The 26,736-nt window shown below is 37.9% G+C and carries 19 protein-coding genes; 11 read left to right on the forward strand and 8 right to left on the reverse strand.

What is annotated here, in order from left to right:
- Positions 1 to 198: 198 nt before the first annotated feature.
- Positions 199 to 1,020, forward strand: a complete 822-nt coding sequence (locus tag H4J38_RS06855) for a zinc-dependent peptidase (protein WP_182131242.1) — start codon at positions 199 to 201, stop codon at positions 1,018 to 1,020.
- An 81-nt stretch (positions 1,021 to 1,101) separates the two neighbouring features.
- Here the strand turns inward: H4J38_RS06855 and katG are convergent, their stop codons facing one another.
- Positions 1,102 to 3,324, reverse strand: a complete 2,223-nt coding sequence (gene katG, locus H4J38_RS06860) for a catalase/peroxidase HPI (protein WP_182130844.1) — start codon at positions 3,322 to 3,324, stop codon at positions 1,102 to 1,104.
- 296 nt (positions 3,325 to 3,620) lie between these two features.
- On the opposite strand from katG, the gene H4J38_RS06865 reads away from it, so the two are divergent.
- On the forward strand, positions 3,621 to 4,523 hold the full coding sequence (locus tag H4J38_RS06865; RefSeq protein WP_182130846.1) for a hydrogen peroxide-inducible genes activator: 903 nt from the start codon (positions 3,621 to 3,623) through the stop codon (positions 4,521 to 4,523).
- Positions 4,524 to 4,666: 143 nt separating this feature from the next.
- A complete protein-coding gene (locus H4J38_RS06870) occupies positions 4,667 to 4,816 on the forward strand; it encodes a hypothetical protein (RefSeq protein ID WP_182130848.1) in 150 nt (49 codons plus the stop codon).
- 101 nt (positions 4,817 to 4,917) lie between these two features.
- Here the strand turns inward: H4J38_RS06870 and H4J38_RS06875 are convergent, their stop codons facing one another.
- Together H4J38_RS06875 and H4J38_RS06880 are read right to left on the reverse strand one after the other, a co-directional pair.
- Entirely contained in the window at positions 4,918 to 6,288 is a 1,371-nt protein-coding gene (locus H4J38_RS06875) for an MATE family efflux transporter (protein ID WP_182130850.1), read from the reverse strand.
- A gap of 181 nt (positions 6,289 to 6,469) precedes the next feature.
- Positions 6,470 to 6,802, reverse strand: coding sequence for a GIY-YIG nuclease family protein (locus H4J38_RS06880; RefSeq protein ID WP_182130852.1), 333 nt, complete (start codon positions 6,800 to 6,802; stop codon positions 6,470 to 6,472).
- Between the two features lie 229 nt (positions 6,803 to 7,031).
- Between H4J38_RS06880 and H4J38_RS06885 the strand changes: the two genes are divergently transcribed.
- Together H4J38_RS06885 and H4J38_RS06890 are read left to right on the forward strand one after the other, a co-directional pair.
- Entirely contained in the window at positions 7,032 to 8,231 is a 1,200-nt protein-coding gene (locus tag H4J38_RS06885) for a DEAD/DEAH box helicase (RefSeq protein ID WP_182130854.1), read from the forward strand.
- A gap of 152 nt (positions 8,232 to 8,383) precedes the next feature.
- Entirely contained in the window at positions 8,384 to 8,644 is a 261-nt protein-coding gene (locus H4J38_RS06890) for a DUF2999 family protein (protein ID WP_182130856.1), read from the forward strand.
- A gap of 80 nt (positions 8,645 to 8,724) precedes the next feature.
- On the opposite strand, the gene H4J38_RS06895 is transcribed toward H4J38_RS06890, so the two are convergent.
- Positions 8,725 to 9,387, reverse strand: coding sequence for a peptidylprolyl isomerase (locus H4J38_RS06895; protein WP_259365428.1), 663 nt, complete (start codon positions 9,385 to 9,387; stop codon positions 8,725 to 8,727).
- Between the two features lie 649 nt (positions 9,388 to 10,036).
- Here H4J38_RS06895 and H4J38_RS06900 point away from each other — a divergent pair.
- The 3 genes from H4J38_RS06900 (at position 10,037) to H4J38_RS06910 (ending at position 12,371) form a co-directional block, all read left to right on the forward strand.
- On the forward strand, positions 10,037 to 10,861 hold the full coding sequence (locus H4J38_RS06900) for a hypothetical protein (protein WP_182130858.1): 825 nt from the start codon (positions 10,037 to 10,039) through the stop codon (positions 10,859 to 10,861).
- Positions 10,862 to 11,001: 140 nt separating this feature from the next.
- Positions 11,002 to 11,466 carry an RDD family protein gene (locus tag H4J38_RS06905; RefSeq protein WP_259365429.1) on the forward strand — a complete coding sequence of 155 codons (465 nt, stop codon included), beginning with the start codon at positions 11,002 to 11,004 and terminating at the stop codon, positions 11,464 to 11,466.
- Positions 11,467 to 11,543: 77 nt separating this feature from the next.
- The gene (locus H4J38_RS06910) at positions 11,544 to 12,371 is read left to right on the forward strand and encodes an SDR family oxidoreductase (RefSeq protein WP_182130860.1); all 828 of its coding nucleotides are present in this window, start codon (positions 11,544 to 11,546) and stop codon (positions 12,369 to 12,371) included.
- Between the two features lie 152 nt (positions 12,372 to 12,523).
- On the opposite strand, the gene H4J38_RS06915 is transcribed toward H4J38_RS06910, so the two are convergent.
- Both H4J38_RS06915 and H4J38_RS06920 read right to left on the reverse strand, forming a co-directional pair.
- Positions 12,524 to 14,104 (reverse strand): MCP four helix bundle domain-containing protein, encoded by a 1,581-nt coding sequence (locus H4J38_RS06915; protein ID WP_220465471.1) that lies wholly within the window; start codon positions 14,102 to 14,104, stop codon positions 12,524 to 12,526.
- 341 nt (positions 14,105 to 14,445) lie between these two features.
- Positions 14,446 to 16,725 carry an FdhF/YdeP family oxidoreductase gene (locus tag H4J38_RS06920; protein WP_182130864.1) on the reverse strand — a complete coding sequence of 760 codons (2,280 nt, stop codon included), beginning with the start codon at positions 16,723 to 16,725 and terminating at the stop codon, positions 14,446 to 14,448.
- A gap of 590 nt (positions 16,726 to 17,315) precedes the next feature.
- Between H4J38_RS06920 and H4J38_RS06925 the strand changes: the two genes are divergently transcribed.
- On the forward strand, positions 17,316 to 18,836 hold the full coding sequence (locus H4J38_RS06925; RefSeq protein WP_182130866.1) for an MFS transporter: 1,521 nt from the start codon (positions 17,316 to 17,318) through the stop codon (positions 18,834 to 18,836).
- Positions 18,837 to 18,965: 129 nt separating this feature from the next.
- On the opposite strand, the gene H4J38_RS06930 is transcribed toward H4J38_RS06925, so the two are convergent.
- Together H4J38_RS06930 and H4J38_RS06935 are read right to left on the reverse strand one after the other, a co-directional pair.
- Positions 18,966 to 20,024, reverse strand: coding sequence for a hypothetical protein (locus tag H4J38_RS06930; RefSeq protein ID WP_182130868.1), 1,059 nt, complete (start codon positions 20,022 to 20,024; stop codon positions 18,966 to 18,968).
- A gap of 165 nt (positions 20,025 to 20,189) precedes the next feature.
- The gene (locus H4J38_RS06935) at positions 20,190 to 21,242 is read right to left on the reverse strand and encodes a hypothetical protein (RefSeq protein WP_182130870.1); all 1,053 of its coding nucleotides are present in this window, start codon (positions 21,240 to 21,242) and stop codon (positions 20,190 to 20,192) included.
- A gap of 364 nt (positions 21,243 to 21,606) precedes the next feature.
- On the opposite strand from H4J38_RS06935, the gene H4J38_RS06940 reads away from it, so the two are divergent.
- A complete protein-coding gene (locus H4J38_RS06940; protein WP_259365430.1) occupies positions 21,607 to 23,601 on the forward strand; it encodes a methyl-accepting chemotaxis protein in 1,995 nt (664 codons plus the stop codon).
- A gap of 844 nt (positions 23,602 to 24,445) precedes the next feature.
- Positions 24,446 to 26,461 carry a S8 family serine peptidase gene (locus H4J38_RS06945; RefSeq protein WP_182130874.1) on the forward strand — a complete coding sequence of 672 codons (2,016 nt, stop codon included), beginning with the start codon at positions 24,446 to 24,448 and terminating at the stop codon, positions 26,459 to 26,461.
- The last annotated feature ends 275 nt before the right edge of the window (positions 26,462 to 26,736 follow it).

Here is a 26,736-nt window from a genome sequence, read left to right on the forward strand (position 1 = left end):
GGAATGGTCGGCAAGTAAAAGTAAATCAGCAATAAACAAAACAAGCCAAAGTTATTTGGATCACCTGCTCCGCCTGAAAAACGAGAAATAACATTTTATTTATTCTATTGAATTTTTATTATTGATTATTAAGAAAAAATTTGATATTTGGTCAATTTGTCCACACTTAATAATAAAGCTTATTTAGTGAAATTTATAATGTTGTCTTATTTATTACCTGTGTTAATTGGTTTATTGCTGATGTCTTATTTGGCTGGAAAGCCCTATTGGCTTGAATATAAGCGTAGATTAATCAAAGTTAAACCTTTTAAAAAGCAATGGCGAAAAATTATTCAGCAAAGAATGCCGTATTTCAGGCAAATGCCAGCTGACTTACAGTTGCAATTAAAAAAGCACATTCAGGTTTTTTTGGCTGAAAAAGAATTTGTTGGTTGTAATGGCGTTGTTATTACCGACGAAATAAAAATTACCATAGCGGCTCAAGCTTGCTTGTTATTACTGAATCGTAAAACTAATTATTACCCAAAGTTACGCACCATATTGGTTTATCCAAGTGCCTTTGTAAAACAGCAGCAGACACGAAGCGGTGACGGGGTATATTTTACTCAAAAAATGGTCTTAGCTGGAGAGTCTTGGGATTTTGGCAAAATAGTGTTGTCGTGGCAAGACACTTTAAAGGGGGCAAAAATTCCAGACGATGGTCGCAATGTGGTGATCCATGAGTTTGCACACCAACTTGACCAAGAAGATGGCCGTGCTAATGGTGCACCAATATTATCAGCAGGGCAAAGTTATCAGTGTTGGTCTGAAGTCTTTTCTAAACAGTTTGAAATACTACAAAAGCAAGCCAATGCTGGTGAACCCTCGCTGTTCGATTATTATGGTGCGACAAACCCTGCAGAGTTTTTTGCGGTAGCAAGTGAAGTGTTTTTTGAGCAGTCTCGGCAATTTAGCCAACAACACCCCAAGCTTTATCAACAACTAACTCAGTATTACCATGTTGATCCGATCTATTGGTAACGCTTTTTTAAAATGATAAAAAAGCGAGTATTACTGTTCAGTAATACTCGCTAAACTCATTTATATTTACCTATACCAGACTTACTTTAGGTCAAAGCGATCTAGCTGCATCACCTTAACCCAAGCTTTTACAAAGTCAGCGACAAACTTATTGTCAGCATCATCTGAAGCATAAACCTCGGCAATAGCGCGTAATTCAGAGCTTGATCCAAAGATTAAATCTACTGGCGTTGCCTGCCACTTTAATTTATCTGACATGCGATCATAGCCTTGATATACCCCAGATTGGGTATTGTCTTTGCGCCAAGTGGTCGACATATCGAGTAAGTTGATAAAAAAGTCATTGGTTAACACCCCTGGTGTTTTAGTCAGTACGCCTAAAGCTGAACCATCATAATTGGCATTAAGTACGCGCATACCACCGACTAAAACGGTCATTTCTGGTACATTTAAGCTCAGTAAATTTGCTTTGTCGACCAGCATTGCGGTTGGCGACATATAACTTTCTTCATCGTAATAATTACGGAATCCGTCAGCATTTGGCTTTAAATAATTAAAAGATTTCACATCAGTTTGAGCTTGAGTCGTATCAGTACGACCGGCATTAAAAGGCACGACAATATTATGTCCGGCCGCTTCAGCCGCTTGTTCAATCGCTGCAGCGCCACCTAAAACAATTAGGTCAGCTAACGAAACTTTGCTACTTGGCGATTGCTGATTAAAGCCACTTTGAATTGACTTTAATTTAGCTAACACTTTACTTAACTCAGCAGGGTTGTTTACTTGCCAGTTTTTTTGTGGCTCAAGTTGAATTCGCGCACCGTTTGCACCGCCACGCATATCGGTAACTCGATGACTGGCCGCTGACGCCCAAGCTGTTCTTACTAATGCTGAGATTGATAGGCCTGAATTAAGTAGTTGTTGTTTCAATTGAGCGATATCCGATGTCGAGACTAACGGGTCTTTAACCTCAGGGATCGGATCTTGCCATGAAAGTATTTCACTTGGGATGTCTGAACCAACATATCTAGCACGTGGCCCCATGTCACGGTGGGTTAATTTAAACCAAGCCTTAGCAAATGCTTTGTCGAATTCTTTTGGATCAGCTCTAAAGCGTTGAACAATTTTAAGAAAACTAGGATCTTCTTTAAGTGCTAAGTCAGTAGTGAACATGATTGGCGCATTACGCTTATTAGCTATATGTGCATCAGGCACTAAATTAGCCGCTGATTCGTCACTAGGTATCCACTGAATTGCACCTGCTGGGCTTTTAGTTTGTACCCAAGTAAAGCTCATTAAGTTATCAAGGTAGTTAGATGACCATTGTGTTGGTGTTACAGTCCAAGCGCCTTCTAAACCACTGCTAATTGTATCAGCGCCAACACCTGAGCCACATTTGTTTTTCCAGCCTAAACCTTGCTCTTCAATGCCTGCTGCGGCTGGCTCTGCGCCAACACATTTTTGTGGTTTTTTAGCACCATGTGCTTTGCCTAAGGTATGTCCACCAGCAATTAACGCCACTATTTCTTCATCATTCATCGCCATACGTCCAAACGACATTCTAATATCGTTGGCAGCTAATAGCGGGTCTGGATTACCATGTGGTCCAACGGGATTAACATAAATCAACCCCATTTCTACTGCGGCAAGTGGCCCTTTTAATTTACCTTTACTATCACGTCTTTTGTCATCAAGCATAGCGGTTTCTGGACCCCAGTAAACTAAATCAGGCTCCCAGTCGTCACTCCGGCCACCGGCAAAACCAAAGGTTTTAAAGCCCATTGACTCTAATGCTACATTGCCAGAAAGTACCATTAAATCAGCCCATGAAATTTTACGACCGTATTTTTGTTTTACTGGCCATAATAAACGCCGAGCTTTATCTAAGTTAACATTATCAGGCCAGCTATTTAACGGGTCAAAACGCTGTTGTCCACCTGAGGCTCCTCCTCGGCCATCATGTACGCGATAAACGCCAGCACTGTGCCACGCCATTCTGATCATTAATGGGCCATAATGTCCCCAATCGGCAGGCCACCAAGATTTTGAATCAGTTAATGTTGTTTCTATGTCTTTTTTTAATTGGCTTATGTCTATGGTGGAAAATTCTTTAGCATAGTTAAATTGCTCACCATATGGATTAGATTCAGCGCCGTGTTGGCGCAGCGGGCTCAAGTTTAATTGCTCTGGCCACCAAAATTGGTTGGTTTTGGCAGCGTCAGCTCCAAGTGCTGTACTTGATAGCGTGATTGATGAAAGTGCAACTGAAATAGCGGCAGTTAATGAAAGTGTTTTTTTAAACATTTTAGTTCCTCAGTATTTTATGACTGTTGATTCATTTGTGGGAATCAATGTGTTTAAGCATAGTGCTGAACAGTTTTTTTTGATAATCGATTGAATGGAAGATAGTGTTCTGTTTTTTGAATGAGTGAATTTTTTTCATTAAATCATGGTGTTGTAGGTGTTGTGCTAGAAATAGTTTATTTGAGCATAAACTTAGACTAACAGGATGATAAAAAACTGATTAAACTAGGTTTTATGTTCGATAATATCTATCAACTCTAACTTTTAACGATCACAGGTAACTCAAACGGAAAATTATGATCTCACTAAAACAATTACATTATGCGCTTGCCGTTGAAAAAACCTTACATTTTAAAAAAGCCGCTGATGCCTGTAATGTTTCTCAATCGGCATTAAGTACCGCCATTATTGAACTTGAAAAGCAGTTAGGTAGCACCATTTTTGAGCGTAACAATAAACAAGTGTTAATCACTAAACATGGCCAGTTAATTTTAAATAAAGCAAAAATGATCAAGCTAGAAATTGACGAACTTTTACAAATATCACAGTCGAACAAGTTGCCATTTATTAACCCTATGACTATTGGTGTTATTCCAACGATAGGTCCGTATCTATTACCTAAAGTATTACCCGAAGTTAGGCGACAACATCCCAGCTTTAAATTGAAAATAATAGAAGATCAATCGCAAGTATTAGTCGATATGGTCAGGCGAGGTGATATTGACGCTGCTGTGCTAGCACTGCCATTTCCTATAGAAGGTTTAATGAGCTTTAATTTCTGGCATGAAGATTTTTATTGGGTCAGTCACAAAGATGAATGCCCCAGTCAACTAGAAGAAATAACCAGTGAAGAATTAGAAATTGACAAACTTATGCTGTTAAAAGATGGCCATTGTTTAAAAGATCACGCATTAGCGGCTTGTAGTATGCAAAATGACAAACAAGACAGCGATTTTGATTCAGCAAGTTTACATACTTTAATTCAAATGGTAGCGGGTAAATTGGGTACGACTTTAGTTCCGCAAATGGCGCTAGATCAATTGATTTACAACGAGTCAGAAATTAGGGCGATACATTTAAATGAACCTGGTCCGCATCGCACTATATCGTTAATTATTCGTCCTAACTATGTTAGAACTAACGAACTGACAATGTTAAGAGATATATTTAATCAAGAGTTAACTAAAAAGTGTGGTTGAAGCATTTAATCGTAACGGCTTAGGCACGAGGTTTGGCATTGCGATACATCTGTTTTTTAGAATGACTTTATTGATTTTATCAAATTTACTGGATTAATTAAGTGAGCAACAATGGAGGTATATATAATTAAAAGGAAGAAATAATGAAAAACATAATTGTAAACATTCAAATCCTATTGAATTTAACTAATCACCGTAATACTGACGTGAAGTCGGAGCAACAAACTGAATGTAACTACATAAATAATTACTATGGTGATCAGCAATGCCAACCCATGCAAGTTGAACCATAAACCATAAACCATAAAGCCTAAAGCATCAAGTGGCTCTAACATACTTGTAGAGGTTGTTTATAGCGGCATTTCTGACAGCATTAATGAGGTAGATTCAATCGTTAATTAAGCTGAACTATTGTTAATGGCGTTAGCTTAGTCGGCAAGCGTTTTTTAAACTCGCGGCGTAATAAATAAAAACTAAGTACTGCTTGCAAGCAAACGGTTGTGACGGAAATATACCAAAGCTGTTCAATCTTAAAGTCATCTTGGTTAGATAACCAAAGCGCAGGAAAAACGAAAGTTAGTAACCTCGCTGCTGTACTTAATAATGCGGGCCAAGTGTTACCTAACGACTGGAACATACCTGAGCAGGTAAAAACAATGCCTGAAGGAACAAAGTTCCAGCATATAATTTGTAAAAATGCCGCACTTATAACGATCACTTGCTTATCTGTGGTAAAGCCCTCTAGTAATAACTCCGCTTGCCATAAACAAACGATAGTAAGTAGTGCCATTAACGAGCAGGTCATGATCGCAGACCAAGTAAATGTTTCTCTAACCCTTTGGTAGTTTTTTGCACCAAAATTTTGTCCAGCAATAGCGGGTGCGGCAAAAGCAATAGCCATAGCGGGCAAAAATAACGACTGCATAATTCTTGAACCTAAACCAAACCCTGCTTGTGCGTCGGGACCAAACTGCTGGATTAGCCAATAAATAGTGGCCATATAAAGAAACATTAAAAAGAACTCTCCGCCAGCCGGTAAGCCAATAGCGAATAATTTTTTGAGGCAAAGCGTATCAACTCGCCAAAGAGAAAAGTTAACACCTACGTATTTTTCTGAGGTTTTAAAGTAGTAAATCAAGAGAATAACAGCAAAAACAACCGAAATAGAGCTCGCCAACCCCGCGCCAGCAATACCCATTGCGTAACCGGTACCCCAACCAGCAATTAAGATAGGTGAGAGTATAATGTTAACTAAAATAGACATCATTTGGATCACCATGGTAGGTTTAACTATCCCGGTCCCCCGAAGTGCTGCGCTGATAGAAACCATAAGAAACTGCAACGCCATACAGGGAATAAACCAATTTAAATAGTCTAAGCCCATTGCTACTGTTTCAACATCTTGAGAAACAGTATTAAGATAACTTTGAGCACCTAAATAACCGATCACGCAAACTACCACACCAATGACACTTGAGATCATCATGGATTGATTGAAAATGTTATTTGCATTTAGTTGGTCTTTTGCGCCAACAGCATGGGAGATAAGTGTTGCTGTGCCAATATTGATAATTTGTGTTAAGGCAAAAATTAAAAACATGGCATTGCCAGCTAAGCTCAAACCAGCCAATGCGGTTGCACCTAATTTACCAACAAAATATAAATCGACAAGAAAGTATAATGTTTGCACAAACATTCCTATCATCATAGGCATTGCCATGGTGATTAAGTGTTTTGGGATTGAACCTTGTGTCAAATCTTTCATTTTGTTGAAATCCATCAGAAAACTATAAATATTAGCAAGCCGAATTCTATACTTTATAGAGCCATTTTACTTTGGTTGATTAGCTTGGGGTACTGTTAAGCTTATAAATGTCTTAATAAAATTTTATTACAGCTTATTTAGAACTCAATAATTAAGTCTGATTATTGAGTGCAATGATAGATTAAACATCGCTAAGGGTAGGTATTCTTAATATTTCACGTTTTAAAAGACGCTCTGCAACCTCAGCAGGAACTTGATAAAATTCGTTAACGTATGCTTTCGCATTTAAATATTCTCGAATTTTATTTTCGACTTTACATGGATTTTTACATTGCAGTGAAAACACCAGAGTATAGTCTCCAGGTGTTTTAGCGGACAATGTAATTGCGTATTGTATTGGATCTATAGGGGTGCAGCCAATTTTGATTACATCGCTAAAAAATGAATGAGTCATTACATAAACATTGCCATAGGCAACATCTTTGGTATTGGTGGGTTGCTCAGTATTTTCCATTACATAATTAACCTAAATTGATGATCTATATGGCGGTTTCAATAATTTATTAAAAATTAAATGCCAACCATAATATCTAGCGACATATAAACGATTATATCAGTAACTTTAACTGGACGCTGGCGCTTTAAAAATTACATTAAATCAAAGTGAATGTTATAATCGCCGCCAATTTTGAGCGGGCTTGCCTTTAGCCTTCATGCTAGCCATAGACTTAAAGAGATTTTTAATGCCATTTTCCCAACTTGGGTTATCAAACCCGCTTGTAAATGCGATAGCTGATTTAGGTTATCATCAACCCACTGATATTCAAAAACGTGCCATTCCTGTTATTTTATCGGGTAAAGATGTTATCGCTGCTGCGCAAACTGGTACAGGGAAAACCGCAAGTTTTGTTTTGCCCTTGTTAGAAAAACTTCAGGCTGCTGAAAGTGATACTGAGCGTAATTTACGTGGTAAGCGCATTCGAGTGCTAATAGTAACGCCTACTCGCGAGTTAGCGGTTCAGGTTGAAGCTAATATTGCTCAATATGGCAAATATTTAAACGTAAGCTCTATGGCGATGTATGGCGGCACAGAAATAGAGCCGCAAAAGCAGCGTTTAATTTGGGGCATTGATATATTGGTCGCAACCCCAGGTCGATTACTTGATATGGCGCATCAACGGGCGGTGTACTTTGATCAACTTGAAGCTTTCGTACTTGATGAAGCCGATAGAATGTTGGATATGGGCTTTATTGATGACATTAATAAAATTATTGAACGTTTGCCAGAACAACGCCAAAATTTATTATTCTCGGCCACTATTTCTGACGATGTCAGGGCGCTGGCTAAAAGAACACTGCATCATGCCACGGAAATTTCTATCGCTAAAAATAGTGATTCTGAACCTAAAATAGCACAATGGTTAGTTACGGTAGATAAAGGTAATAAGTCAGCCTTATTAAGTTATCTGATTAAAGAACAACAATGGCACCAAGCCCTTATTTTTATTGAAACTAAGCATGGCGCGGCAAAACTTGTTAGCCAATTAGAAAAGCGTGGCATTAAAGCTGAGTCAATTCACAGTGGTCGAACGCAAGCAATACGCGAACAAATTTTAAATGATTTTAAAGCGGGTAAAATTGAATTTCTAGTCGCTACGGCCATCGCAGCGCGCGGTATCGATATTGGCGAACTAGCTCGCGTGGTCAATTATGACTTACCTGATAAAGTAGACGACTATACTCACCGTATTGGCCGTACAGGTCGTGCAGGTAAAAACGGAGAAGCGATATCTTTTGTCGCCAAAGACAACTTTAGAAACCTTTGCGCGATTGAAAGTAACTTAGGACATGTTATTGAGCGCCGGGAGTTTGATGAATTTCCGGTTAAAAAAGTGGTACCAGTGTCAATTTTAAATTATGTGCCTAAAAACAAACGTAGTTAGATAAAATATGCGGCTCAATTCCAAAGGTATTGATCTCATTTTTACATTCAATGTAGCAATGATAGAATAAGCATAGTGTTATAGACGCTTGCTTTTAAGCTGCTAGAAAGACGAATTAAGAATCATAAACAAGTAAGAGTATAGGAAATTTAATGAACCCAATTATTGCAATTTTAAAAGAACATAACGTTAGTGATGAGCAAACTAAAGCGGTATTTCAAGCGCTAACAGAAAACCCAATTATGGCTATGGCGATAGTACAGCAATTGGGTATTCCACAAGACAAGTTACAAGCATTGATGATGATGCTAATGCAAAATCCAGCTTTGATTAAAGAAGCGGTAAACGAATTAGGATTAGATTTTTCGAAAGTAGAAGCGGCTAAGTCTGCGCTAAATAAAGAAAACCCATAATATCAAATTAGCAGCAGGGCTAGGGTGACTTTACCCTGCTGTTAATTTAGAAAAAATTTTGTGTCAGAAATTTAGCAAAGTTATTCTACGCGTATAGTCGCTTTAATAATTTTCACTTCTTTTTGTGTGCGCCCAGAACGACTGCCTAAACTTTCAATGGCCGGCAATGTTGTCTCTAATCCCTCAACCACCTCACCAAAAATAGTATGCTTGCCATCTAACCAAGGCGTTGCTGCAAAAGTAAGAAAAAACTGGCTGCCGTCGGTATTTGGTCCTGAGTTCGCCATACTTAATAATCCAGGCTTATCGTGACTTAATGACCCTTCAAATTCACCAGCATATTTATAACCTGGATTACCGCTACCATTACCTAACGGATCGCCTCCTTGTGCCATAAATTTATAGATCACACGATGAAAAACTAAATTATCATAAAAGCCAAGCTTGGTTAAATAAATAGTGCTAGTGGCATGCATTGGCGCGGTTTCTGGAAATAACTTAACCACTAACTTTCCTTCAGTAGTTTCTAAATCCCAAAAATATTGCGCTTCTGGATTAAACTCAACCAACGCTGGCTCTGCAAGTGTAGTTTTCCAGTTGCCTTGAGTTTTATCTATTTTTTGTTGCTCAATATAGGCATTTACTGCTTTTACTGCGGGATCAGGACTAAAACAACCGGTTAATGTAATTAATGAAATAATCATTATGTATGTTTTTAGTGATGAAAAATGGCTTTTCAGCATGTAACTTCCTTTGGTGTTTATCGCGCGAGTGTTTAATAACAATAAGCGATAGATTAGTTAATTACTCGAGGTTGTTCAACTGTATTTTCAATGATTTAAAGCGGCTTTATCAAGCAAGTAATAAAATACCGGTAAAAATAGCTTTCTTTGTCGACTAAGCTTAGCTTGGTTATTTAATCTTATACTGCCATGTTTCGCCTCAGCACCTTATGAACCTAACGGTATTAGATAATCAGCAATAGTATAATTTGCTGAAATTTGGGTGAACAAAGTGGTAAACACTTTACTGGCACTTAATTCATCAAGCTTTTTTACTATTTTTCGTGTGCAGAGGTAGCGATTACAGCAACAAGCTTGCAGTTGTTTTAATGCTAATTCTAATGAGTAAGGCTTACCGGAATTTTTTTGTAACTAGCTTAAGCGATTATTAATGAGTGTAATTTACAATCGAAGATTTAGGTGCTTTTTAGACAAAAAATTGGTGTTATTTAGCGTTAATATGTAACAGCTGATTGCCATAAAGGCTAGTATATAGGCTAAGTTACACTTTATAAATACTCAGTTTTCTAATGAAAGAATTTCGTGAAATAGTCTTGCTGTGTGCTATGGTTTACGGGTGAAAGTCACCTAATAAGTTAAAGGAATATCTATGAAAAACATTAATTCACTGTATTTAGTTTTATTTTTACTGGTCGCAACATTTAGTCAACTTAGTTCGGCTAAAGCCATTAGTGATAGTGATGTTGCGCAATATATGGCGCTTTCTGGCATTGACTCTGCGCTTAAAGGCATTCCAGCGCAAATGAGTGCCATGAATCAGCAAATGCAGATGACAACTAAAGATCCTGAACAAGCTCAAAAGGTGATGGATTTATTATTAAATGCTTGGCAATTAGAGGATGTGAAACTCGTTGTTTCTGAGCATGTAAAAGACAATTTTTCTGTTGCTGAAATGCAAAAGTTACTTACATGGTTAAATAGTGACTTAGCTCGCAGAATAAAAATGGCTGAGGCAAGAGCCTCTGCACCTAGTTTCAATCAAGACTTCATGAGTTATATGGCAACACTGCAAACTACGCCGCCAACTACAGCGCGCGTTAAAGTGATTAGAAACTTTGTAGAAGTGACAAATTTGGTCGAGCACTCGCTGAAAATTATTATGTCAGTTGCACGAGGTACCATCGAAGGTTTAATGGTGGCAAACCCAGGGCAGGGGGTTAATGAAGAGCAAATTCAAACGCAAATGACACAGATGGAAGTTATGATGCGACCAGCGTTAGAGCAGCAAATGATCATGGTTTCTTATTTCATTTACGACCAATTAACCGAGCAAGAAATCGAACAATACACACAATTTTACCAACAACCTTTAGGTAAAAAAGAATTGACCGTAATGTATAATGGTATTGGTCAAGCGCTAAATTATTGGTCAACAACAGCGTTTGAAAATATTGCTTCAGAATTTATTGAATAAAAATTTTTCGACCCATTTATTAAGGACTAAATATATATCAACTGCATAACGATATTTGTGCAGTTGGTTTTATCGGTTTAGTTAGGTTTTCAGCTAACTTTTACAAAGTGTAACGAGATTAAAGCTAAGGACTCACAGGTATGATAGATAGTAATATAACTAATAGTGAAATGGTCGAGATGGACGAACCTATTCAATATGTCGGTTTTTGGCCAAGAGTTATCGCAAGCCTTATTGATACAGTGATATTATTCATGCTTACGTCGCCTATTCTGTATTTAATTTATGGTGGCGAGTATTTTGATTCTTATGGGGCGACTCATGGTTTGACTGATTTCATTATTAGTTACCTACTTCCTATTGCTGCCGTTATTTTATTTTGGATTTATAAGTCAGCAACACCAGGTAAAATGGCGATATCGGCAAAAATAGTTGATGGAAATACCGGTGGTAAACCAACGACTAAGCAATATATCATTCGATACCTGAGTTATTATGTGTCTTTATTTGCGCTAGGTTTAGGCTTTTTCTGGATTGCTTGGGATGAAAAAAAACAGGGCTGGCATGACAAAATAGCTGGCACTGTGGTTATTCATCGAAGATGAATTTGATAATTAATTTTAAAGGCTAACCTAATCAAGTAAGCTACTGTTTATCTGTTATTAATTCGTGATACCACTTTATGTCAACAAAATCTATTTTAATTACTGGCTGTTCCAGCGGCATTGGCTTGCATGCAGCGTTAACACTTGCTGCGCGCGGTTATCAGGTATTTGCCACAGCGCGAAAAGCCCAAGATGTTGCCGATTTACAAGCCAAAGGCTTAACTGCGTTTCAGTTAGATCTCACTAAATCTGAAAGTATTACTCAAGCTGTTGTGCAAGTGCTGAAAGAAACCGGTGGACGTTTAGATTATCTTTATAATAACGCTGCTTATGGACAACCGGGCGCGTTGGAAGATTTGCCGACAGCCGCATTAAGAGAGCAGTTTGAAACCAATGTTTTTGGCTGGCACGAACTTACCAAACAAATAATTCCTGTGATGAAGCAGCAAGGCCATGGCCGTATTATTCAATGTAGCTCAGTGCTAGGCTTTGTTTCTATGGCTTATCGTGGTGCATACAATGCCTCAAAATATGCCATTGAAGGTTTAACCGATACCTTAAGATTAGAATTAAAAAGCGCTAATATTGCGGTGGTTTTGCTAGAGCCGGGGCCAATAAATACACAGTTTAGAGCCAATGCATTAGCGGCTATTCAAGCTCATGTTGATATTGAAGCTAGCGATCATAAAGTGCAATATCAACAGCAAATTGCGCGCTTAAGCAGTGAGAAGTCTAATGCCCCTTTTACTTTAGAGCCCCTTGATGTCACAAAAGCCTTGATTCATGCATTGGAAAGTAAGCGGCCAAAATTACGTTATAGAATTACCACACCGACAAAGCTCTTTGCAGTATTGAAACGACTATTGCCAGCACGTTGGTTGGATTATTTGCTTGCGAAAGGGTGATTGGTTTAATTTATTGTAATTGAAAATTAGATTGATAGGGCAAGTATTTGTGGTTGATTATATTAACTTTCCAAGGTTGTTGTTAATCATTGTCGCTCTTATAAGATAATGCATTACTCTGGGCGTTTTCAACTAACACGTTTATGAATTAATTACATATGCAAGTTACCTCTTTGGGGAGAAATTAAGGGGAAATCTAAAGTAAAACATGTGTTTTTTCCTAATTCACTATCTACTTTAATTTTGCCTCCCATTAAGCTGACTACAATATTAAAAATGATATTCAGGCCTAAACCTGAACCCCCTTCACCAAGTCTTGTCGTATAAAAAGGGTCAAAAACTTTACTAATAGACTCTTTTGATATGCCTTTACCATTATCTTCGAACTTGATAATTACTGATGAATTATTCTGTTTAGCTGAAATAGAAATAACGCCAGAATTTGTACTGTCAAAGCCGTGGATAATGGCATTATTAAATAAATTAGTAATGATTTGACCTAAATGTCCCGGGTAGCTATCCATTTCGATGTCTTTATCAATTAAATATTCAAATTTTATGTCAGTATTTTTTATTTTATGGTGAAGGGTGTTTACGACTTCTTCCACGACATCTGACAGGAGAAAAGTACGCCTTGACTCACTGGTTTGGTCAACCGCCACTTGTTTGAAGCTCTGAATTAGGATTACAGCTTTATCCAAAGAAGGTAGTAAAATATTTAAGCATTCAAAAATTTCTTTATCTAATCTTTCTAAATCAGTTCGCCTAACTTTACCTGTTTTTAAAAGAGTTGAAAATTTCTGAAAATTATCTTTTATAGTACTCCCCATGGTTATTGATATGCCTAAAGGCGTATTGATTTCATGAGACACTCCAGCAACTAAGGAACCGAGAGATGTAAGTTTCTCTGCTTGAATTAGCTTACTCTGTGTATGATATAATGACGCTATCATCTTATTAAATGCCTCAGATAATTCGGTGATTTCATCTTTACCTTCTATTTCTAGTTGTTGTAAAAGGTCACCTGAACTTGTTAGGTTTGCTATATGGCGCTGTATGTTAAGAAGTGGTTCTAAGATAGTTCTGATTAAAAGCCAACCAATAAATAAACCTATGGTAATTAATATTGTTGTTACTAAAATAATAATTGAGCGCGAATCCTGAAAGTGTTGTTGATTGTTACTATAAAGGTTTTGGGCTCCTACAATATTAGTGTGGAGCATGCCTTCAATATTTATTTGCATGTCATCAAAAATAACGCGATATTCATCATTAGCTAGTCGGCCTGCTTCGATATCTTGGTTTTTTTGACTTAATACGATAATTCGTGCTGCTAACTCTTCGAATACTTTTAATTTAGTTTTAAATTCATAGAGTAATTTTGTTTCTTCTCCGGTATCTAATGTTTGTTCAAATTTATTCAGTGATTGATGAAAGTTGAATGATGCTTTATTAATTTGTTGTTCAGCATGCCTCATTGACTTATCGTCAGGAGAAATGATATGACTTTTTATTAAAACAAATTCTTCATATAAATATTTTCGTGCGTCGGTTAAGTTTACAAAACTTATCAAATAATTATCATAAATTTTTTGACCGTTTTTATTAATTGTATCAGTTGAACTCATAGCTACGAGTGCTATGACTAAAGGTAAGATAATAAAAACACTGATAGCTGCGGGGATTTTTCGTGCAATTTTCATTTTACGAAAAGTATAATTAAGTATACTCATTATATATTTATTACTGATTTTAGATATTCTATAGATTAGTTTGATTCGGATGGAATATCAATTAAATAACCTTGGTGCCGTGATGAGTACAGGTTGAATTACAACTTTTGATAAGTCATTAATTAGTAAGTTTTACCTATTTTTTTGGCACTATGCAAAACTACTTTTTGTGTAGTTATTTTTAATGTTGAACTTGCATAAACACACTCATTTAACGTTGAATGGACTAGTAATATCTGCTTTTTGAAGATAGTACAAATCAAATTAGTTTTTATTCTACTAATCTAGTGCTTTAGAGTGCGCAAATATGAGCACACTCGTAATACCTAGTTTGCTCAGTATTATATTTTCTCAATAGAAACCGCAATTGATTTATAAGTCGGTGTGCCGCAATTATCAGCCGTACTTTCTAACGGTACAAGCGGATTGGTTTCAGGATAATACGCCGCTACACAACCTGCAGGGATAGTATATTCAACCACTTTGAAATCGGTAATCGAGCGCACTATATTATCGTTCGATAATGTGGTTATCTTTACTTTGTCACCATTTTTTAATTGCTGTTTCGCCATATCGTCAGCATTAACAAATACCACTCGTCGCTCGCCATATATTCCTCGGTAGCGATCGTCCATACCGTATATTGATGTGTTGTATTGGTCGTGCGAACGTAATGTTTGCAAGGTTAAAATAGGCTTGTCGGTAAACTCTTTTGCCACTTCATGAGCTAATTTTTCAGGTAGCAGGGCACTTGAGAATGTCGCCTTTGACGTTGTCGTTTTCCATTCGCGTTGGGCAGCTCTATTTTCTAAATGAAAGCCTCTGCCTACTTTTATACGCTGGTTGTAGTCAAAAAAATCTGGCAGCACCTTACTAATGTCTTCTCGAATTAAGCCATAGTCGTTCATTAGGTTTGTCCAATTAACGATGTGCTCACCTACTGAGGCTTTGGCTATGCCGGCAACAATGGCGGTTTCTGAACGTAAATGATGTGATGCGGGTTCATTTTGGCCAGTTGAGCTATGCACCATACTCATCGAGTCTTCTACGGTAATGCATTGTTCTCCGCTTTGTTGACTGTCAATTTCAGTACGTCCTAAGCAAGGAAAAATTATCGCCTTTTTACCGGTAATAACATGGCTGCGATTGAGCTTAGTACTAATTTGCACAGTTAAATCACATTGTTGTAATGCTTGATAAGCTCTAGCCGTATCGGGTGTTGCAGCGGCAAAGTTACCGCCTAGGGCAATAAACACTTTGGCTTTACCTGACAGCATAGCGTGTATCGATTCAACTGTGTTTAGACCTTGGTTGCGTGGCGTTTTAAAAGCATAGTGATTATCTAATGCATCAAGAAATTCCGTTGAGGGTTTTTCATTAATACCTACTGTTCGATTGCCTTGCACATTCGAATGACCGCGAACAGGACAAGCGCCCGCACCAGATTTACCTATGTTGCCTCTGAGCAATAACACGTTAACCAATTCTTGAATGGTGGCGACCGAATGCTTGTGTTGGGTAATTCCCATAGCCCACGTGAAAATAACTTTTTTGTTGCTGGCATAAATATCGGTAATTTGTTCTATGTCTTGTCGGCTCAGTCCGCATTGGCTGATTATTTTTTCCCATGAGGTGGCTTCAATACTAAGCTGATATGCTTTAATTCCATGACAATGTTCAGCAATAAAATCGCTATCAAGTACGGTTTTGTCATCTTTAAATCGTTCGAATAATGACTTGGCGACACCACGAAGAATTGCCATATCACCACCTAATCGCGGTGTGAAATAATATTGGCTAATATTGGTGCCAGTGAACAGGATCATTTCTTTCGGGCTTTGCGGATCGAGAAATTGCTGTAATCCGCGTTCTTGTAAGTTATTAATGCTGACAATGGTCGCGCCTCGTTTACTGGCTTTTCTCAAGGTACCTAACATACGAGGGTGATTAGTCCCGGGGTTCTGGCCAAATACGAAGATAGCGTCGGCTTCATCGAAATCTTCCATTGTAACTGTGCCTTTACCTGTTCCTAAACTGCTAGTCATGGCTATGCCTGAGGCTTCATGACACATGTTAGAACAATCAGGGAAGTTATTGGTACCTAACACGCGGCCAAATAATTGATATAAATAAGCCGCTTCATTACTCGCTCGGCCAGAGGTATATAACAGCGCTTCATCTGGTGATGGAAGGTTTTGTAAGTTGTCGGCAATAATACTAAAGGCGTCGTCCCAGCTTATGGCTTGGTAATGGTCACTTTTACCATCAAAATACATTGGCTGAGTTAAGCGGCCACTTTTTTCTAGGGAATGATCATCCCATTGTTGTAACTCGCTTATGGAATATTGCTGAAAAAATTCAGCGTTAACCCTTTTACTCGTTGCTTCCCATGCGATAGCTTTTACGCCATTTTCACAAAAATCTACTTTACCTGCGTCAGCTGAATCTCCCCACGCACAGCCTGGGCAATCAAAGCCACCTGGTTGGTTGGCGCGTAATAACGCTTTAACATTTTTGGTGGCATTTTCACTTTTGATCAAATGTTTAGCCGAGCTTTTAAGCGCTCCCCAACCACCAGCAGGTGGTGAGTATGCAGGCGATGTTTTTGTAGGTTTTGACATGTAAACTCTCTTTTAAGCGAAACGTTGCAACTGAGCGTGATAGAAACTTAAAAGGGCAAGCCGTTTTAATGAGTTACCCATACAAAAATTCGCTAGGTTGAACGTGTGTTACTCAATAGCATAGTGATAAACGATCGGCTTGTCGCCTAGTAATATATCTTGTCAGAAGCCGTTGGCTTTGTTTTATCTTAGTGATGCTACAATGAATATTTAGACTAATAATTTGGACTAGTAACCTTGACAGAGTCTTTATAACTTTGAATGATAAATCATTTTACCTCAGCTACTTTCTGTCAATGATTAATACCCTCTAGTTATGTTACGGTGATAGTTCAATTAACTATATTTAATAAAGTATATTCTGAGTGTTTTCAGACCTTATGATCTAATAGAAGAGTCATAATTGTTGACAGCTTAGTACGTGAAAAATGCTATTTCAGCTATTGCTTACACTAGGATCCTGCAATAAAAATTAGTACGTTTGTAATAAAATGTATTAATCATGTGATTTAACTTTCACAAAAATTAAAAAACTGGCATATTGCGCATTTTTTTACTTAGCACACAAATAATGATGAAAAGGAAGGTCCTTGCGTAAAAAGTTTATATCTCTGTTTTCTCTATTTTTAAGTTGTTTCATCTTATTGTTAGGTATTGGCCTAATTAATGTTTTATTGCCAGTAAGAATGAACTTAGATGGGTTGAGCACTGAATCAATCGGTATTGTTTTGTCATTATACTATGTCGGTTTATTGATAGGTGCACTTTACAGCACTAGCTTGATCAAAAGAGCCGGGCATATCCGCATGTTTGCTGGCTGTGTTTCATTGGGCGCTGTAAGTATATTAATCTGTAGTCTTTATTCAGAAGCTGTACTTTGGGGCTCAATGCGCATTGTGATGGGTTTTTGTATCGCTTGTGCATTTACAGCGATGGAAAGTTGGCTAAGTGATAGTTCAAGTAAAGAAACTCGTGGTCAAGTATTAGCTATATACAATGCTGTTGTATTAGCGGGGCTTTTTGGTGGGCAATTTTTTATCAATGTTGCTAACCCTCAAGATAATATGCTTTTTGTTATTGCCGGTATATTAATGTGTATAGCGGTTATTCCTGTTGTATTAAGTCGACATATTGGGCCAGTGATCGAAGAGTTTAGTTCGATGCCTCTGCGTTTGTTATATAAACGTTCGCCACTTGGCGTTGTCAGTTGTTTGATGTCAGGCATACTTTATTCTGCTGTTTTTAGCTTATTGCCAGTGTTTGCAAAAGATTATGACATTACCGGCTTTCAACTCTCGCTTTACATGGCCGCCGCTATATTTGGGGCTTTTATCTTACAGTTTCCTGTGGGGTTTTTATCAGATCGCTTCGACAGACGTACCGTATTATTTGTGCTTTTATTGATTTCTGCAAGTGCGGGTATCGCTGTGACTATTTTAGCGCCACTCGGGATCACATGGGCGGTATTTTTAGCAACCGGTATTACCTGTGGCATTATTGCTTGTACTTATCCATTAAGTATTTCTGAAGCATTGGATAAGTTAAGACAAAGTGAAATGGTTTCAGCCATGTCGTCAATGATTTTAGCTTTTGCGTTAGGTGGCGTTTTAGGTCCATATTCTGCGTCACTTGTTATGGATAAGTTCGGTGGTGGCGCATTATTCTATTTTCTAGCCTTTATTCAGTTACTGTTAGCTTGTTTTGTTATTTATCGGATGACAGTTCGCGCTGCATTACCGATAGAAGAACAAGAAAATTTTGTCATGCAAGGTTCGGTAATCTCTTCTGCTGTTGAACTTGATCCTCGTACTGAGTATAACGAACCTCAACACCGACCACGTGCTGAGGTAGAAACAACACTGATGGTGGCTGAAACTGATCCAGCGCTTGCCGTTGAATTGTCTTTAGCTATAGCAAAAGTAAATGCACAGCGGGGCATAGCTGTGGCAGAAGCTTTGGCAATATTACCTAATATCAATGTTTTGAAAATGTATCAAACGATGAGTGAAATTATACCCGTGTATGCGGCCGAATTAAGGTTAGCCCTAGTGGCGGCTAACCCTGAACTGGCTGGTGAAATTGAGCATTCAACACCACCTAAGGTGTCTTAAAGCAAAATTAAACATTAAAGATCAACTGAACTGAATAGAGATAAGTAGCTTAATAAAATCGGCAGTGAAGTAATATCTGCAAAGATTAAAAATTTTCATATTGCTATATTTGGCAATATTTTGTTATTTTTAACCTCCTTGCGCCATATTCTGTAACAACTGTAATCTTTGCTGTTCCTGCTTGCTGGGTTGATAAGGTATGTTACTTAAGCTAGATGTAGCAAAGTCTTTTATTTCAAATTGATTAATAGCGCTATCGCCATACTTCGTTGGCGTACCAGGGGCTGGCGACATTAGCTCAATTGAAAACGTTGATAAATAAAATGGTGCAGTTTTACCTTGTAAAACACTTTGGTGCGCTTTTAAATCTATAGTATCGCTACCTTTGTTGAGCTTTTCTTTACTGACTAAATGAGCAATAGGTTGGTTGTTGGCATCAAATAAATTGGCACGTACGCGATATAGGCCTTTTTCTCTGGTGGTTAAATTCGCTTTTATTACCATATCAGCATCTTGATTAAATGCGGGGTCGAAGCTTTCAAGTGTGGCAACTGAATCAATATATTTAAGTGCCAAAGCAATGCTAATATTCTTACCATTTACGCGTGCTTTTACGGTAGCTTGTAGCTGATATGGAAAGTTACGTTCGCCGTCAAATTCTGCACTCCAAATATTATCATTTTGTTCAAATGAGCGTCTTAGTAGTGATTTTCCGCTCGCTATGTCGACAAGCACAAGTTCTGCATTATCAATATTTTCACCTGAGAGCTTGGCAAAAACCGTTTCAGGGTAGGTATAACGATATTTTGATAACTCTGCTGATATTGTAGTGCCAAGATCGTCAACCGGAATAGCTTGTGGGTTGAAATAATTGGGTTCTAATCGGTCAAAATCTTGATTGCTCAAGGGTTGTGAGTAGGGTGGGAAATTTAGTTCTCCAGCGTATGCTTTAGCCACTAATGTTGCAGAGTCGTTCGCGGTAATTTTTTGTGCTATAGCGGCGATCTCTGTATTTGCTTTAACGGGTATTTTTTTTGGGGTAGGGTTAGCAGGTTTTATTGTAGGTGTACTCACCGTTGATTTGATAACAGTGATTTGCGGCTGTGGTATTGATGGCCAAAAAAGCCAAACCGTGACAACAACAATGCTCATTACTGCTATTCGTTTTAAAAAGGGTTTGTTTTTCATAACGGATTTTCTTACCTTTTCTGATGCTAACTTGCCTGTTTACTTAGCTTTCTATGCAATTAATTTTTAAGGGCTGTTTAACTTTCCTGATTAATATTGAAAGGTAAACAGCGCCTTTAATCAACTAAACTAAAATTACTTACTTTTAGTTAGCTTTTAACTTTATTAGTTTGGAATAGCGTCATAAATCAGTGTTGACATGCTGTCAGAAGCTGAGTTTTCTACATAAAGGTAATTGCTTTTCCAGATCCACCAGCCAGATGTTTTAGTGTAAGTATCAAAATGAACACTTTCACCAGACAAGGTGTTTTGCTGATCGCTCGCTGCCGTTACTTTACCTGCTTGCCATGGTTCAAGTAATGAACCGTGGCTATATTTTTCGCCCATCAGCATTGGGTAGTGATAAGGCATAAAGCCCGAAACGGCATCACCTTGGTATGAAATTTTACCGTTGAATGCCACTTGTGAGCTACAACTGCCAAAACGAGCTTGGCGATTAGCGCCACATGAAGAATGGCTACCAACAACACCGTCGTCATTACCTTGAATAAATGGGCTAGTAACGCCTAAGTATTCACTAGCATCGCCAACGAAGCGTAAACGTGGAATACGCGCGTCTGGTAACGGCGCAAGTTGTCTGGCGTTATTCACTTTCAAATCATGAAGTACGCCCATTTCATCGCCTAGGTCGCCACCAAGCCAAGCTTCTAAAGCGGCTTCGATGATAAAGGTCCAGCTTTCTGTACCTTGAGCAACACTAACTGCTAAGTCGGCAAGTTCACTACCACCGCCAGCGCCAGCAATATCGAATGTGGCAACAATATTAAGTGGTGCTAATCCAGCATTTTCTAACCAAGTTTCTTGATTGTCGATAATATAGCGAGCAACTAAATCACCCGTAGAGTGCGTGACAAATATACAACCAGGATCGCAGAAGTTACTTTCAGAGAATGATTTTAATTTTGGCCATAGGTAGTCAGTGGCTATTTTACCTTCAATTCGTTCATAAGAAGGCCAGTCAATTCTAGCGTCACTTAGATTGTTCCAGTATCCTTTCCAGTAGTCTTGTCCATCTGCCGTGACGTTACCATCAGATATTAGTTGTAGTGGCTGAAGGCCGTGAATTAGTACTATTTTGTGTTCTTTGCTGTACGCGGCAGTCGAGCAGAGCGATAGACCGAGTGCTGCAATAGCAGCTACACTTTTGATTGTATTCATATTTTCCCCAATTACTTTTATAGTTTTTTTTATTACGTCATATTTTTATTATATATCCACAACTCATCGGACGTTCGACCAGTTGAGCTGATAATAGAGCAGTATTTAATTATAATCTACCCCGTACTATTTATTTCTTGTGAAAATTGCTAAAACTAATATTTATCAACCATAATTTAAATGATGACTTGGTGGTGTTTTATTTGTTTGTTGTTATGTTTGTTTTCAGTACTGTTTACATTTGTCTCGAGCGACCTATAATCGTGTGTCAATCATAATGATCTAAATTTTAAGATATGCATAAAAAATTTATTCAGAGGTGCCCATGTACAACCTATCATTAACTATAAAACAAAAAATAATAATGGGGTTCAGCACAATAGGAATTTTGTTAATTGCTAGCAGCATTTTCTTTTATAACTCATTAACGCAAATCAGCCAGGCTAATAGTAATGTTGAGTTATTGGCTGTTCCAGTACAAAAGCAAAGTAGTGCCTTGCAAATCACATTACTTAATATGATAAAAGTAGGTGCTTTGGGCTTCACCCAACAAGAATATTCCAAATTAGTGATAAGTGAGCAAGAGTACGCGAATTTAAATCAAGAGTTTCAATCTGCTGCTAGGGTTTTAAGTAGTAAAGTGATGGACCAACCTAAAATGTTGCAAGCCTTGAACCAGGCGCAGAATCATTTTCAAGAATACGTTGCCCAAAGCGAAAAATTTTATCTAGCGAAAAAAAATGTAGCCACAGCTAATGAAGCTTTTGTGACAGATTTTCAATCGTTTATTGAAAGTCGTAACCAAGCCAGCAATAAAATGCTTGATTTAGAATTACTTGAACTACCTGATAATGGGCAATTACTAGAAGATATTATTGGCAATGGTACACGGATAGACGATATGTTGTTTACCCTACAAAGCACTATGTCAGGTTTAAAACAAGTTACTGACCTTGATATATTGGCTCAACATAAAGATGACGTAAGTTTTTTAATTGCTAATATAAATAACAACTACGACTTTATGCTGCGACTATTTTCTAGCGTAGACGATAAGACTCTACTTGAAGAGTTTGCCATTGAATTTGCTATTTTAAATAACTTATTGGTCGAGCCAGGTAAACTTTATCAACAGAAGCAACAAGCCCTTAATGATTATGTTAACGCTAATAGCGCTTATAATCTTTCTGTAGATAGCTTCAATGCCACTTATCAGCAATTAACCTTGCTGCTTTCCCTCGCTGAAGCACGTTTTGATGAGTTACAGTTAACAACAAAGGCGAAAGTAAATACTGGCGTAAATTTGGCAATATATATGGCGCTTATATTTGTTGCTTTAGCTACTTTTATTGCCGTGGTAACCACCCGAATAATGTTAGGCCCTTTAGCGAAAGCGAATAAATCATTAGCCTTGATTGCGCAGGGGGATTTAACGCGAAGATTAACCATTAAGAACCAAGATGAATTTGGTGATTTATTTAACAACATCAACAAACTTAGTGATGACTTAACATCGTTGCTGAAAAATATTAGCCAAAATGCTTATTCTTTAGATGAATCTGCAAAAGTAACTAGCGAGCAGAGCCATCGCATTGCCCAATCTACATCCGAACAAATTACCCGGGTAAATAACGCTAAACAAATTGCTGAAAAAATGTTTATCAGTTCATCAAGTGTGACTGATGAGGCAAACCTCACGGCTAATAATGTTTCAGAAGCCTCAAAGCATAGTTTTGAAGTGAGAACAATTGCAGACAACAACAGTAATCGCATTGAATCGTTATCGACAAGTTTAAGTGACTCAGTTGAAGTGATGGCACGTTTAAGTAAACACAGCGATAGTATTGGCGGCATTTTAGATACCATTGGTAGCATTGCTGATCAAACTAATTTACTGGCATTAAATGCGGCAATTGAAGCGGCAAGAGCCGGAGAGCATGGCCGAGGTTTTGCGGTTGTTGCAGATGAAGTGAGATCGTTAGCCTCTCGCACACAGGCATCAACAGCTGAAATACAAAATATGATTAATTCACTGCAAAAAGAAACACAAACAGCAGAAGTAGCCATTTCTCAAGGGCAGAATCAAGCGGCTGAATGTGTATCTCAAAGCCAAGAATTAAGTAACGCCATCAAACAAATTGAAAGTGCACTGCATACTATTGATAAAATGAGTAAAAGCATTAGCCTTGCTTCGAATGAACAACTTGGCTTTAGTCAAGACATCGAAGTGACAATGAATGAAGCCGCAGAAGCGGCAACGCATAATGCAGCAGAGTCACAAGATTTATCGAACCGCAGTGATGAGGTCAATAAATTAGCTAATTCGTTAACTGATTCAGTAGCGCGATTTAAGCTCTAACGAAACAATTAGAGGGTCCAAACAAATCTAGGGATTAGAATGATAATTTAGTTAAATTGTCACAATTATAGGATACAGCCGATTAAGCCAGGTAAAGTCATTGCAATAATGTTTAGACTTATTAACCAGAACTGGGATGAAAAATATAAGCATATGCGACAGATTTATATCTGTCGCATAGATGCCCCCAGCTAACGTTGATTTGAAATTACAATCCGTAAACTCGTATCTAATAGCCTGTGAATAAACAGAAAAATACTTCTAAATAGTAAAAAGCTTATAATTAATCTTAGGGTTATATCGCTAGGGTTGTTTAAGTTATTTAAAATTAATAACTTAAAGCGCTTTTTATATAATTAACAAAACAGTTCTAGGGCACTTTCATATCTCGATTCAGAGCTTAAAATAATGCAATTACTGTCTTTAAAGTTCTCGCCGCGAGCAATCTCAGCTCAATTTATATAAATTTTTTTTAAAATTACAATTCCTTGTCATTATTTTGAATAATTTTACGACTTTATTTCGTAAGAAAACGACAAAAACACGATGAAATTCTAAAATATCGTCATTATAAATGTGCTTTATTGTATAAATATTCAACAATCTATTTCGGTTATAGTTTCATTTTTTAATTATTTTAGATGGGTGTAGCTTTATCTTGCATGAATAAATAACTAAAATAAATGAATATATAACTAAGTTTATTGTGTGTCGGTATTGTTTTTGACAAAGGTTCAGCTTCAATCTTTACTAACCATGTCTAGCTGCTCAGCGAACAGTAGATAAGTGTTATTTCGCTTAGCAGTTCATGTATACCATTCTAATAATGATAAGAGATAACGAAATGACACATGATAAATTAGGGAAAAAAAATATACTTGCCGCAACTATAGCGAGCGTTTTAGCATTATCAATGGCAACTGCCCAAGCCATTCCAGCCAAAGGGGCTTCAAAGCTCAAGACGGTAAAGGAGGAAGAAAAAGTCCGCTATATTGTTAAATTTAAAAAAGATAGTACATATTCTACTTTTAACGATAGTCCTTCTGCGAGCAATGGAAAAACGTTACGTGACAAAAATGCGCAACGTTTAGACAAGCACGGCACAAAAGCTATTATTCATATGAAGCGATCTAATGCAGCCGCCGCTAGCTTAACAGCACGCCAATTAGCCTCGCTTAAAAAAGATCCTACCGTTGAATATGTAGAAATTGATCCTAAAAGGTACTTAATTGATACCATAACTCGTACTTTTGATGATTATCAAACGGCGGCAATTACACCTTCTGCTGAATCAACTCCTTATGGTATTACCATGGTGCAAGCAAACCAGGTAAGTGATGCTGCTACAGGTAATATGAAAGTTTGTATTACGGATACCGGTTATGAAGGTAATCACGAAGATCTTCGTCCATATACCGATGCAGGTATCACGGGTGACAATGACGACGGCTTAGGAAATAACACAGGCAACTGGTGGCAACCGGGCCATGCGCACGGTACACATGTTGCTGGAACAATTGCTGGCTTAAGTGGGAATGGTGTTGGTGTAACAGGCGTTAACCCAAGTGGGCTGTTGGATTTACACATAATAAAAGTGTTCAATAACGCAGGTAGCTGGGGTTACGGTTCAGATATGGTTAGAGCTGTAGAACAATGTCAAGCAGCGGGTGCGAATATTATTAGTATGAGCCTTGGCGGCGGGGCATCAAGTGCGACAGAAGAAAGTGCGTTTGTCGCAGCAAAAAATGCTGGATTAATTAACATTGCAGCAGCGGGTAATGACGGTAATACCGCGCTTTCTTATCCGGCATCATATGACTCAGTTATGTCAGTGGCAGCAATTGATTCAAATAAAAATGTTGCCTCATTTTCTCAAAAAAATTCACAAGTTGAAATTTCTGCCCCAGGGGTAGCTATAACATCAACCGTCTTAAATAATGGCTATGCTACATGGGATGGAACTTCTATGGCCACACCTCATGTTGCTGGTGTTGCCGCTTTAGTATGGAGTCACTTTCCTAGCTGTACGGGTGAAGAAATTCGTAATGTAATGAATGCTACCGCTCAAGATTTGGGTACAGCAAATAGAGATAATAGTTACGGTTACGGCTTGGTACAAGCTAAAGCTATGTATGATTCGTTAAGTGCTAACGGTTGTAATGTGGTAACTCCACCACCACCGCCGCCAGCAGAAGATGGCGTATTAGTGAATGGTGTTGCACAAACAGGTATTTCTGGCGCTCAAGGTGCAGAATTAGGTTTCAGTATGGCTGTTCCTGCTGGCGCAACAGATATTAGTTTTGCTATGAGTGGTGGTACTGGCGATGCTGATATGTACGTTCGTTTTGGCTCAATGCCAACAACTTCAACTTATGATTGTCGACCTTATCTAAATGGTAATAATGAAAGTTGTGCTGGTACGAGTAATAACGGTACATATTATGTTTTACTTAATGGCTATTCGGCCTTTAGTGATGTTAGCTTAGTGGGTAACTTTACTGATGAAGTCGTTACACCACCAGGTGGAGGTTCTTACACTAATGATACCAATGTTAACATCAGAAACAAACGCACAGCTATAAGCTCAATTGATGTTACGGGTAGTGGAGACTCAGGTGCTATTACGATTGATGTTGATATCAAGCACACTTACATTGGTGATCTAAAAGTAACGCTTATTGCCCCAAATGGTGCAAGTGCAGTTTTACACAACCATACTGGCGGCTCAGCTAACGATATCTTCCAAACCTACTCAATTAATGCGACAGGTATCGAGAAAAATGGTAATTGGCGATTAGAAGTGTATGACAATGCCAACGGAGATACGGGTATTATTGACTCTTGGACCATTAATTTTTAATTGATGACCAACCGTTTTACTAGGTTTTAAAATGGATATCAAAACGCTTATTACCCTGTGTATTAAGCGTTTTATTTTATTAGAATTAATTATGTATTCAAAACCCTCGTTAGCCAAATGTTAGCCAATAATTTAAACCCTAATAGAATAATTAAACTCCCACCCAATAACAAAAGGGTACCTTTAACGACAAAGCGACTTAGTGCATGTCGGGAAGCCAAGGTTTTAATATAAGATAAATAGATAACTGTTGGTCAGTTTATCCTCGTTAACTT

Source organism: Colwellia sp. BRX10-3 (genome assembly GCF_014077505.1).
In the GTDB taxonomy this organism is placed as follows: domain Bacteria; phylum Pseudomonadota; class Gammaproteobacteria; order Enterobacterales; family Alteromonadaceae; genus Cognaticolwellia.